The 10,001-nt window shown below is 74.7% G+C and carries 11 protein-coding genes; 4 read left to right on the top strand and 7 right to left on the bottom strand.

What is annotated here, in order from left to right; genetic code table 11:
• The first annotated feature begins 237 nt into the window (after positions 1 to 237).
• Positions 238 to 1,077 carry a metallophosphoesterase gene (locus tag AB0C22_RS18610; protein ID WP_219469160.1) on the top strand — a complete coding sequence of 280 codons (840 nt, stop codon included), beginning with the start codon at positions 238 to 240 and terminating at the stop codon, positions 1,075 to 1,077.
• Positions 1,078 to 1,081: 4 nt separating this feature from the next.
• On the opposite strand, the gene AB0C22_RS18605 is transcribed toward AB0C22_RS18610, so the two are convergent.
• The gene (locus AB0C22_RS18605) at positions 1,082 to 2,500 is read right to left on the bottom strand and encodes an acyl-CoA synthetase (RefSeq protein ID WP_357536105.1); all 1,419 of its coding nucleotides are present in this window, start codon (positions 2,498 to 2,500) and stop codon (positions 1,082 to 1,084) included.
• A gap of 245 nt (positions 2,501 to 2,745) precedes the next feature.
• Between AB0C22_RS18605 and AB0C22_RS18600 the strand changes: the two genes are divergently transcribed.
• A complete protein-coding gene (locus tag AB0C22_RS18600; protein WP_219469166.1) occupies positions 2,746 to 3,117 on the top strand; it encodes a VOC family protein in 372 nt (123 codons plus the stop codon).
• A gap of 96 nt (positions 3,118 to 3,213) precedes the next feature.
• Entirely contained in the window at positions 3,214 to 3,720 is a 507-nt protein-coding gene (locus AB0C22_RS18595) for a DUF664 domain-containing protein (RefSeq protein ID WP_357536103.1), read from the top strand.
• A gap of 146 nt (positions 3,721 to 3,866) precedes the next feature.
• On the opposite strand, the gene AB0C22_RS18590 is transcribed toward AB0C22_RS18595, so the two are convergent.
• The 3 genes from AB0C22_RS18590 to AB0C22_RS18580 form a co-directional block, all read right to left on the bottom strand.
• Positions 3,867 to 4,607 (bottom strand): Pr6Pr family membrane protein, encoded by a 741-nt coding sequence (locus tag AB0C22_RS18590; protein WP_357536101.1) that lies wholly within the window; start codon positions 4,605 to 4,607, stop codon positions 3,867 to 3,869.
• Between the two features lie 298 nt (positions 4,608 to 4,905).
• Positions 4,906 to 5,151, bottom strand: a complete 246-nt coding sequence (locus tag AB0C22_RS18585) for a hypothetical protein (protein WP_357536099.1) — start codon at positions 5,149 to 5,151, stop codon at positions 4,906 to 4,908.
• Between the two features lie 108 nt (positions 5,152 to 5,259).
• Positions 5,260 to 5,766, bottom strand: a complete 507-nt coding sequence (locus AB0C22_RS18580; RefSeq protein ID WP_357536097.1) for a DinB family protein — start codon at positions 5,764 to 5,766, stop codon at positions 5,260 to 5,262.
• Between the two features lie 166 nt (positions 5,767 to 5,932).
• Between AB0C22_RS18580 and AB0C22_RS18575 the strand changes: the two genes are divergently transcribed.
• Positions 5,933 to 6,829: a DUF72 domain-containing protein gene (locus tag AB0C22_RS18575; protein WP_219469180.1), complete on the top strand. Its 897-nt coding sequence runs from the start codon at positions 5,933 to 5,935 to the stop codon at positions 6,827 to 6,829.
• A 175-nt stretch (positions 6,830 to 7,004) separates the two neighbouring features.
• Here the strand turns inward: AB0C22_RS18575 and AB0C22_RS18570 are convergent, their stop codons facing one another.
• The 3 genes from AB0C22_RS18570 to AB0C22_RS18560 all read right to left on the bottom strand — a co-directional run bounded on the left by AB0C22_RS18570 (position 7,005) and on the right by AB0C22_RS18560 (position 9,878).
• A complete protein-coding gene (locus AB0C22_RS18570) occupies positions 7,005 to 7,628 on the bottom strand; it encodes a hypothetical protein (RefSeq protein ID WP_357536095.1) in 624 nt (207 codons plus the stop codon).
• An 84-nt stretch (positions 7,629 to 7,712) separates the two neighbouring features.
• Positions 7,713 to 8,576 (bottom strand): alpha/beta fold hydrolase, encoded by an 864-nt coding sequence (locus tag AB0C22_RS18565; protein WP_357536093.1) that lies wholly within the window; start codon positions 8,574 to 8,576, stop codon positions 7,713 to 7,715.
• Between the two features lie 87 nt (positions 8,577 to 8,663).
• Positions 8,664 to 9,878, bottom strand: a complete 1,215-nt coding sequence (locus AB0C22_RS18560; protein ID WP_357536091.1) for a glycosyltransferase — start codon at positions 9,876 to 9,878, stop codon at positions 8,664 to 8,666.
• Positions 9,879 to 10,001: the final 123 nt, after the last annotated feature.

Genomic DNA, 10,001 nt, shown 5'->3' with positions numbered 1-10,001 from the left:
TCCAACACCAAATCACCACCGCCAAAAACACCACCACCGACACCCCCGAACAACAACTCACCAACCTCCTCCACACCGGCGACACCTGGACGATCCCGGCGGCATAGCTGCGCGACCACGGGCCGGAACCTCACCGGCCGCCACCCGCCGAGGCCGACCCGACGCCGTACCGCACCGAGCCGGCAGCGGCGTCGAGCCGCGCACCCGCAGCACTGGATGAACGAGGGGACCACACCGATGAACGCCGGCATCTACGCCGTCAGTGACCTGCACGTGGCGTACCCGGAGAACCGGAAGATCGTGGAGAGCCTCTGGCCCCGCGCGGCCGGCGACTGGCTGATCGTCGCCGGTGACGTCGCCGAACTCTTCGCCGACGTCACCTGGGCGCTGACGCTGCTCAGCGAACGGTTCGGCAAGGTCATCTGGGCCCCCGGAAACCACGAGCTGTGGACCCACTCCCAGGACCCTGTCCGGCTGCGCGGGGAGGAGCGCTACCAGGCCATCGTGCGGCACTGCCGGAGCCTGGGCGTGAGCACCCCGGAGGACGAGTACCCGATGTGGACCGGAGCCGACGGCCCGCTGCTGGTGGCACCGCTGTTCGTCGGTTACGACTACTCGTTCCGCGAACCGGGCGTCACCAGTAAGGAACAGGCGCTGGCCCGCGCCCACGCCGCCGGGGTGGTCTGCGCCGACGAGGTGTTCCTGCACCCCGATCCGCACCCGAGCCGGGACGCCTGGTGCCGGGCCCGGGTGGCGCTGACCGAGACCCGGCTCGCCGGCTGCGACCCGACCGTACCGAAGGTCCTGGTCAACCACTACCCGCTGGTCCGGATGCCCACCGACATCCTGCGCTACCCCGAGTTCGCCCAGTGGTGCGGCACCGAACTCACCGCCGACTGGCACCGCCGGTTCCACGCCCGGACGGTGATCTACGGACACCTGCACATCCCTCGGGTGACCTGGCACGACGGGGTGCGGTTCGAGGAGGTCTCCGTCGGCTACCCCCGGGAGTGGCGCCCCCGCCCCCGCCCCGACTCGTGGCTGCGGCGGGTGCTGCCGGCACCCATCCAGGTCTGACGCCTCAGCCGTCCAGCAGGCGCTTCTTCTGCACCTTGCCCAGCGCGTTGCGGGGCAGGGCGTCGACCAGCCGGACCTCCCGGGGCCGCTTGTGCACCGACAGTTGCCGGGCGACGAAGTCCACCAGCTCCGGCCCGGTCACCCCGTCGCCGACCACGTACGCGGTGACCTGCTGCCCCAGATCCGGGTGCGGCAGGCCCACCACCGCAGCCTCGCGTACCCCCGGGTGGGCCAGCAGCGCCTCCTCCACCTCACCCGCCCCGATCCGGTACCCGCCGCTCTTGATCAGGTCGGTGCTCGCCCGCCCGACGATGCGGTGCCAGCCGTCGGGGCCGACGGTGGCGACGTCACCGGTGCGGAACCAGCCGTCGGCGGTACGGCTCGCCGCGTCGGCGTCCGGCCGGTTCAGGTAGCCGTCGAACAGGGTCGGGCCGGCGACCAGCAGCTCACCCATCGCCGTACCGTCGCTCGGCAGGTCGTGGCCCTGCTCGTCGACGATCCGGGTGCGTACCCCGGGCAGCGGCACCCCGACCGCACCCGGCCGGCGCGGCCCGTCGGCCCGGGCGCTCACCGTGATCAGGGTCTCCGTCATGCCGTACCGCTCGACGACCCGGTGCCCGGTCAACCCGGCGAGGCCGTCGAAGACCGCCGTGGGTAGCGCCGCGCTGCCCGACACCAGCAGCCGCGCGCGGCGCAACGCCCGCGCGGCGGCCGGTGCCGCGGCGATCCGCCCCCAGATCGTCGGTACGCCGAAACACAGCGTCCCACCGGCCGCCGCGTACCGCTCGGGGCGTGGCCGGCCGACGTGGTGCAACCGGCCGCCGATCCGCAACGGCCCGAGCACCCCGAGTACCAGCCCGTGCACGTGGAACAGCGGCAGCCCGTGCACCAGCAGGTCGTCCGGCGTCCACGCCCAGGCGTCGGCCAGCCCGTCCAGGCAGGTGGCGATGGCGGCCCGGGAGAGCAGCGCGCCCTTCGGCGCACCGGTCGTCCCGCTGGTGTAGAGGATCAGGGCGGTCCGCTCCGGGGCGGGCTCCGGATGCGTACCCGCCGACTCCCGGCGCAGGTCGACCGGGACGACCGGCAACCCGGCACCGGCCCCCGGGGAACCGTCGACCGCCGCGCCCACCGGCGCGAGCAGGGCCTGGGCCGCCGAATCGCGCAGGATGTGCTCCCGCTCCCGGGGTCCCGCGTCCGGCGGCACGGGCACCACCGCCGCACCGGCCCGCAGCGCGCCCACCACCCCCACCACGGTCTCCATCGTCGGGGTGGCCTCGACCGCCACCCGGTCCAGGCCGCGCAGGTCGTCGGCGACCGCGGTGGCCAGCCCCTGCAACCGGGACCGGGACAGCACCCGGTCATCCACCCGCACCAGGTCCGGGTGGTCGTCCATCGACGATGACATCGCGGCCAGCAGCGACACGGTCCCGCCCTCTCCGGCAGTTCGGCAGGGCGCGGTGCGGCCCCGTGCCGCCGACGCTAGTGCGGCGGCCGGCCCGTCACCACCCCCGACCGCCGGGGTGTCGGCGCGTCGACCCCGCCGCCGGGCACCACCGGCGGCCGGCACGGTTCAGGGGTCGGTTAAGGGTGCCGGTGCGCCAGCCGCGCCACCTACGGTCGATCCAGACGGATCCGTCGCCGGTCGACGGGGAAGGCGGCACCGACGTCATGACTTCCGAGCACCCACCAGCCGCGCCGTACCTCATGGTCACCGACGCGTCCGACGCCATCGCGTTCTACGCCCACGTCTTCGGCGCGGTCCCGCACCCACGGGAGTGCCTCGCCGACGGGCGGGTGCTCACCGCCGACCTCGTCGTGGCCGGTCACCGGTTCACCGTCAGCGAGTGGGCCGACCTGCCCGCGACGACCCCCCGGCTGCCGGTGCTGACCGTGGAGTCCACCGACCCCGATGCCGTGCTGCGCCGCGCCGTCGCGGTCGGCGCGCAGGTCAGTGCCGCCAACGGCACCCCCCGTGAGGTGCTGCTACGCGACCCGGACGGCCGCAGTTGGGCCATCACCCGGCCCGAACGCCCCGCCTGAGCCGCCCCCGCGCCCACACGGGCCCGCCGAGGCGGTTTGTCGGGGTCCGTCAGCGGTATCCGGGTCGGGTGTACGCCCAGCGCGGAGGAGGCACCGGTGAACGTCGACGACCTGCTGACCGAGACCTACGACCAACTGCCCGACCTGGTGGACGCCGCTGTGGACGGGCTCGGCCCCGACGAGCTGCGCCGGGCTCCCCGCCCCGGGGCCAACCCGGTCGGCTGGCTGGTCTGGCACCTCACCCGGATCCAGGACCAGCAGATCGCCGAGCTGCTGGGCGTCGACCAACTCTGGATCGCCGGTGACCGGGCGGCCCGGTTCGGACTTCCCGCCGACCCCGCCGACATCGGCTACGGCCACACCGCGGAGCAGGTCGCGGCGGTCCGACCGGAAAGCGCCCAGGTGCTCGTCGACTACCACCGGGCGGTGGCGGAGCGGACCCGCACGTTCCTGGCCGGCCTGCGCCCGACGGACCTGGACCGGGTGGTCGACGAGAGCTGGGACCCGCCGGTGACCCTCGGGGTCCGGCTGGTCAGCATCGTCGCCGACGCTCTCCAGCACGTCGGCCAGGCCGCCTACCTGCGGGGTCTGCTCCGCCCCTGAGCCGGTCCCACCCGCTCCGGGTGCGCCGACCTCATCCGGTGGGGGCGCATCTGGGTGCCGTGTGGCCGTCGGACAACTCCCTGATCCGGGCCGGCCCGCGCCGTTACCACCACGACGAGGAGGCCCCACGGGGCCGTCGCCCCCGGCTACGCTGACCGCCCGACCGGTGGCGGTGGTGTCGGTTCCGCCGGGGCGCCCCGGTCGGGTGTCAGGGCGTCCCGGTCGGGTGTCAGGGCGTCCCGGTCGGGCGGCGGGGTCGCGCCCCACCGGGCCAGGGCCCGGTCGACGCCGACGAAGAGCAGGCCGAGCAGCCAGAAGGCGACGGCGAAGAAGACCGCGCTGACCGTGACACCGGCGTAGCCGAGTTGTCCGGCGTCGACGAACGGGTACGGGTAGCGGTGCACGATCAGCCCGCGTACCAGGGCGAAACCCAGGTACGCCAGCGGGAAGGTCAGCCACCAGGCGGCGTACCGCAGGCGCAGCCGGCCACGTTCGTCGAACAGCGTCCAGTCGGCGAGGGCGAGCAACGGCACGACGGTGTGCAGGAACTGGTTGCCCACCGCCTCGGCGGGTCCCCGGTCCGGCTGGGCCATCGCGAACGGGCTGGCCGGGTTGGCCAGCACCAGGTGGTAGACCACGCCGGTGATGGTGATGTAGAGGGTCACCGCGCCCTTGAGCGCGGAGGGCGGTTCGGGTCGGGACTGCCCGGCCCGCCAGGCGGCGTACCCGGCGAACAGCCCGACCGCCAGGTTGCTCTGGATGGTGAAGTACGGCAGCAGACCGGTGACGGTGGCGGGGCCGAGGGCGGTGAGCACGATCCCGGCGAGCACACTGATCACGATCGCCAGCCGGAAGGCCACCGCCAGGCGTCGACGCCGCAGATTCATCGGCGCAAGCTACCAGCCGGTGGCACCGCTGGCGGCCGTGCCCCGTCCCTGGTCGCCAGCGGTGCCACCGGGCCGTCTGCCCGGTCGTCCCAGTCCTGCCCGGTTGTCCGGCCGGCTGCCAGGTTGCCCGATTGGTCCGTCCGGCTGCCAGGTTGCGAGGTCGTCCCGGCCGGTTGCCCGGTTGTCGCGTTCGGCTGCCGGTTGTCCGCTGGCTGGCGGGTCGTCCCGCCGACCGCGCGGCTGACTACTCGCTTTGTCCGCCTGGTTGGCGGGTCGTCCCCGCCAACCAGGCGGTTGACTACCCGCTCTGCTGGTCGGACGGGTCTGCGGAGGTGGGGCCGGGCGGTGCCGACCGCGACATGCCGGCCCGGGCGGCCCGGTAAGCGGACATCGCCGCCGGCTCCCCGCGCAGCTCAGCCGGGTTCGCAGCGGCGCGGATCGCGATCAGCAGCGCCACGAGCGGCGCGTGGCCCGGCACCGGCCCATCGCCCGGCCCGCTGAGCAGCCGCTCAGCGGTTTCCTGATCGAGGCGGTGTCCGGTCATCTCGTGTCGCTCAGCGCCACCCCGGTGCGGGGCGTCACATCGGGCGGGGCGCAGGTGGCCCCCGTCACACGGCACCGGACGGCGACGACGGGCCCGCCCGCGCCAGGCTCAGCCCATCGTCTTGGCGCCGTCGATCGACTCCCGGATGATGTCGGCGTGCCCGGCGTGCTGGGCGGTCTCCCCGATCACGTGCAGCAGGGTGCGCCGCACCGACCAGGCGGCACCCGGCTCGAACCAGGGCGCCACCGGCAGTGGATGGCTCGCGTCCAGGTCGAGGGTGGTGATCAGCTCGTCGGTGCGGGCCGCCGTCGCGGCGTACCGGGCGAGCAGATCGACCAGGGTGTCGTCGTCGGTCATCTGGAACATGCCGACCCAGTCGACCGGCTCGCTCTCCATCGCCTCGGCCCCGCCGACCATGAACCGTGCCCACCGGTCCTCCACCATGGTCACGTGCTTGATCAGGCCGCCCAGGCACAACTCGCTGGCGGTGCTGCGGGTCGCCGCCTGCGCGTCGGTCAGCCCGCGCACGGTGTGCCGCAGGAAGCCGCGGTGCATGCCGACAGCCTGCAACAGGTCGGCCCGTTCACCGGTGAGCACCCGCTCCGAAGTGGTCATCCCCGTCACCCTCCGTGGTCGATGTCGTCGAGGTGACCCTAGGGCCACCCTCCGACACTTTCCGGCCGCCACCCCGCGGCGTCACCACCACCGGGCGGTCGACGGGCGGCCACGCGGCGGAACCCAGCGGTTGCCGATCCGGTCGGCGGGCGGTCCACTGGACCACATGGGAACGATCAGGGTGGGCACCTCGTCCTGGGCGGATCAGACGCTGCTGCGCTCCGGCTGGTATCCCCGGGCGGCGCGTACCCCGGCCCAGCGGCTGGGCTGGTACGCCGGGCAGTTCGGACTGGTCGAGGTGGACACCTCGTACTACGCCGTCCCGGTGCCGGAGACCACCAGCGGCTGGGCGGCGGCCACACCACCCGGTTTCACCTTCGACGTCAAGGCGTTCAGCCTCTTCACCGGACACCCGACCCCGGTGCAGGTGCTACCGAGGGACCTGCGACCGGCCACCGGGCCGTCCCGGGTCCGCCGCCGGGACCTGCCCGAGGCGACGTACGACGCGTTGTGGGACCGGTTCCGGGCGGCGCTGGAGCCGCTCGCGGCGGCCGACCGGCTCGGCGCGGTGCTGTTGCAGTTCCCGCCGTGGCTGCTGCGGGGGGAGGGTGCCCGGCGGCGGATCGTCGAGCTGGCCGACCGGTGCCGGCCGTGGCGGGTCGCGGTGGAGCTGCGTCACGGGTCCTGGTTCGACGGCCTCGCGGCGGCCGAGACGGTGACCTTCCTGCGTGACCACGACCTCAGCCTGGTCTGCGTCGACATGCCGCAGGGGCACCCCTCCTCGGTGCCGCCGATCATGGTGGGTACGGCCGAGCCGGTGCTGGTCCGGATGCACGGCCACAGCGCGCACTGGGCGCACGGCAGCAAGGAGGACCGGTTCCGGTACGCCTACGCCGACGACGAACTACGTCGCTGGGCCGACCTGCTCACCGACCTGGCCGCCCGGTCCGGGGAGCTGCACGTGCTGTTCAACAACTGCTGCGCGGGGCAGGCCCAGCGGGACGCCGCCCGGCTGGCGGAGCTGCTCGGGGTGACCCCCACGACGGCCGTCGCCGGCCACTGACCCCGGTCACCGACCCTCGGGTGTGTCCCGGGCCGTCCACCACGCGACGTGCCGTCAGGCCGGGCGACCGGGCCGGCACGTTCGGCGGGCGGGTCGGGTCGCCGACCCGCCGGTGCGGGGCCCGCCGTCGTGCTGTCGACGGCGGGCCCCGCACCGGCCGGTCCCGGCCCGACGCTCAGCTGGCCATCGCCATCCGGCGGCGGGCCCCCGTCGCGGCCAACCGGCCCATCGTCATCGGGGCGCCCATCAGCCCACCGGCGCGACCGAGCATCCCCCGGAACACCTGGCCGGGCTTCTGCTGCTCACCCATGTACGCCGTGACCACCACCAACGCCCCGGTCAGTGCCGGAATGGTCCACTGGAGGACCTTCATCTGCCGCTGCCGGTGCGCCACCTCGGCGGGTGTCTGGTAGTTGGGCTCGGTGGTCCCCGACACCGGCGTGTTGCCGGCGTTCTGCAACTTCATGCCGATCAACCGGCTGTAGCCGGTCGCCGCGAGCGCGCTGACGGTCAGCGCCGTCTTCACCGCGCTCATCCGCCCCACCCCGGACTGGGCCATCATCCGGGGGCTCTCGGTGGCCAGTTCGCCCACCGCGCCGGCCAGGTGCGCGCCGATCGCCGCCGCGTTGACCGGGGTCCACCGCGACCAGCCGGCCGAGGCCACCGGGAGCCGTTGGGTCGAGTCGCTGATCCGTGCCGCCGCTCCGTTGACGCCCAGCGCTCCCATCAGGGAGCCACCGAACCAGGCCGCCAGGCCCAGGTCGTGCATCGAGCGTAGTGCGGTGTGTCGTTCAGACATCTGATCCCCCTCCACCGTGTGCTGGCGCAGCGGCATACCCGCCCCGGCGGCGGCTACGCGCCCGGCTCGCGGCCCGGCGGGGGATCAGCGGCGCGGCAGCCCGGCGGCGAAGTCGGCGACCCGCCGGGTCAGCGGCAACCCGGCCCGCACCCAGCGGAAGTGGTCCAGCGCAGCCCCCGCCTCGGCCACCGTGTACCGGTGCCGGGTGACCGGTGCGGCGGTGAGCTTGGCGCAGAGGTGGTCGACGACCGGGTGCGGGGTGTACTGGTCGTCGTCCACGCTGACCGCCAGCACCGGCAGGGACAACCGGCCCACGGCCGCCTCGCCGTCCACCCCGTCGAGGGTGGGGAAGTGGCCGGTCCGGGCGGTGCGTGCCCAGTCCCGGATCACCCCCCGCGCCTGCCGGCCACCGAACCCCCAGCCCGGCCAGACCCCGAGGGCCCCGGCCACCGCCGAGATCCCCTGGGAGTACGGCAGCACGCCGTAGCGCCGCAGACCCGGATAGCTGCGCCAGTACGGGACACCGACGGCGAGCAGGGCGAGCCCGTCGACCCGGCCCGTGCCGTGCAGTGCCAGGTGCAGCAGGGCGGCCTGCCCGCCGAGGGAGTGCCCGAGCAGCAGCGTGGGACGGCCGTCCAGCCGGGGCTTCAGCGCGTCGAGGACCGCGCCGACGTCGGTGGCCAGCTCGCGGTAGCCGTACCGGCAGGCCCGGGACGGCGGGGGCGTGCTGACGCCGGTGCCGCGCAGGTCGGCGACGGTCACGGCCAGGCCGGCGTCGTGCAGCGCGGTGGCGAACGGGCGGTAGTACCGGGCCCGGACCCCCATCGCCGGCCAGATCACCACCGCTGGGCCGCCGGGCGCCCCCACGGGCTCCGGGTAGACCTGGATGCCGATCCGTGCCCCGTCGACGTCGACGAACTCCTGCGTGTATGCCACGTCCCCGCTCACCGACCCATCCTACCGGCCGGTAATAACGGGTCGGTGCTCCGCCCCGACCGCTCCCGGCGCCCCCGGGGGTGGTCGGACCGGAGGCGGTCAGGCGGCTGCCGTGGCGACCTGACCGACCCCGCTGACCGAGGCGTAGACGGCGGTGAGCTGCTCCGCCCAGTGCCGGAAGGAGTAGCGGACGCGGATCCGGTCCAGGGCCGCCGTGGCGTACGCGAAGCGGCGTACCCGGTCGGCGAGCAGCCGGCGGATCGTGCCGCCCAGCGCCCGGGGGTCGCGCGGCGGCACCAGGTCCCCGGTCAACCCGTCGACGACGCTCTCCGCGATCCCCCCGACCTCCGTGCCGACCACGGGCACGCCGCACGCCATCGCCTCCAACGGGGTACGACCGAACGGCTCGTACCAGGGGGCGGCGACCAGCAGGTCGGCGGAGCGGTACCAGGCGGCCAACTCGTCGCGGGGCACCGACCCGACCAGTCGGACCCGGTCGGCGACCCCGCAGGACTCGGCGAGCGCGGTCAACCGGCGGGCGACCGGGTCGGCCGACAGCAGGTCGGCGGGGGGCCCACCGACCACCACGCACTCGGCCCCCGGCACCGCGGGCAACGCCCGGATGACGTCCTGGAAGCCGCTGCGTTCGCGCAGCGACCCGACGGTGAGCAGCCGGGGCCGGGCCGGGTCGCGGGGAACGACCGACCCCGCCGGCCCGAACACCGTCTCGTCCACCCCGGCCGGCACCAGGGTCAGCTTCGACCGGGGCACCCCGAGGCGGACCAGTTCCCCCAACTCGTCGTGCGACTGGACGACGACCCGGTCGGCGGCCCGCCCGAGGGCGCGTTCGTAGCCGATCCGACCCCGGGGTCCGGGGTCCCGGCCGGCCGAGCGGCGTCGGTGCGCGCTGCCCAGGTCGTGGTAGGTCAGCACCACCGGGGTGTTGGTACGGCGTCCGGCGTGCAGGGTGGCCAGGCCGCTCAGCCAGAAGTGGGCGTGCGCCACGTCCGGCCGCCAGCCGCCGTGCTGCCAGTGCTCGGCCAACCAGCGGCCGAACTCGCCCAGGTGCGGCAGGAGTTCGTCGGTCGGCACCTCCCGGGCGGGGCCGGCCGGCACGTGCCACACCTGGTACCCGGTGTCGGTCGACACGGTGTCGGGTGGGATGGGGGAGTCCCGCCGGGTGTAGACCCGCACCTCGTGGCCCTCGGCGGCCAGCGCCGCCGCCTGCTCGGCGACGTGCAGGTGCTGCGCACCGGTGTGCTGTCCGGTGGCGGCGAGCGGGCTGGCGTGCCCCGAGACCATCGCGATGCGCATGCTTCCTCCTCCGTGGGCCGGTCGCCGGCGAGGCGGCCCCGGTCACGCCGGGCCCCGGTCGTCGTCACCGGGTCCCGCGCACCGGGCGATCGGCGGGCACCCGGCCGCCGGTCAGGAGCCGAT

The organism is Micromonospora sp. NPDC048894, from assembly GCF_040649765.1.
In the GTDB taxonomy this organism is placed as follows: domain Bacteria; phylum Actinomycetota; class Actinomycetes; order Mycobacteriales; family Micromonosporaceae; genus Micromonospora; species Micromonospora antibiotica.
This window is presented reverse-complemented; position numbering and strand designations above follow the sequence as displayed.

Bases quoted from the DNA above. Each gene is read 5' to 3' on its own strand.
- AB0C22_RS18610 (WP_219469160.1), top strand. From the start codon at position 238: ATGAACGCCGGCATCTACGCCGTCAGTGACCTGCACGTGGCGTACCCG.
- AB0C22_RS18600 (WP_219469166.1), top strand. From the start codon at position 2,746: ATGACTTCCGAGCACCCACCAGCCGCGCCGTACCTCATGGTCACCGAC.
- AB0C22_RS18590 (WP_357536101.1), bottom strand. From the start codon at position 4,607: ATGAATCTGCGGCGTCGACGCCTGGCGGTGGCCTTCCGGCTGGCGATC.
- AB0C22_RS18585 (WP_357536099.1), bottom strand. From the start codon at position 5,151: ATGACCGGACACCGCCTCGATCAGGAAACCGCTGAGCGGCTGCTCAGC.
- AB0C22_RS18580 (WP_357536097.1), bottom strand. From the start codon at position 5,766: ATGACCACTTCGGAGCGGGTGCTCACCGGTGAACGGGCCGACCTGTTG.
- AB0C22_RS18575 (WP_219469180.1), top strand. From the start codon at position 5,933: ATGGGAACGATCAGGGTGGGCACCTCGTCCTGGGCGGATCAGACGCTG.
- AB0C22_RS18570 (WP_357536095.1), bottom strand. From the start codon at position 7,628: ATGTCTGAACGACACACCGCACTACGCTCGATGCACGACCTGGGCCTG.
- AB0C22_RS18560 (WP_357536091.1), bottom strand. From the start codon at position 9,878: ATGCGCATCGCGATGGTCTCGGGGCACGCCAGCCCGCTCGCCGCCACC.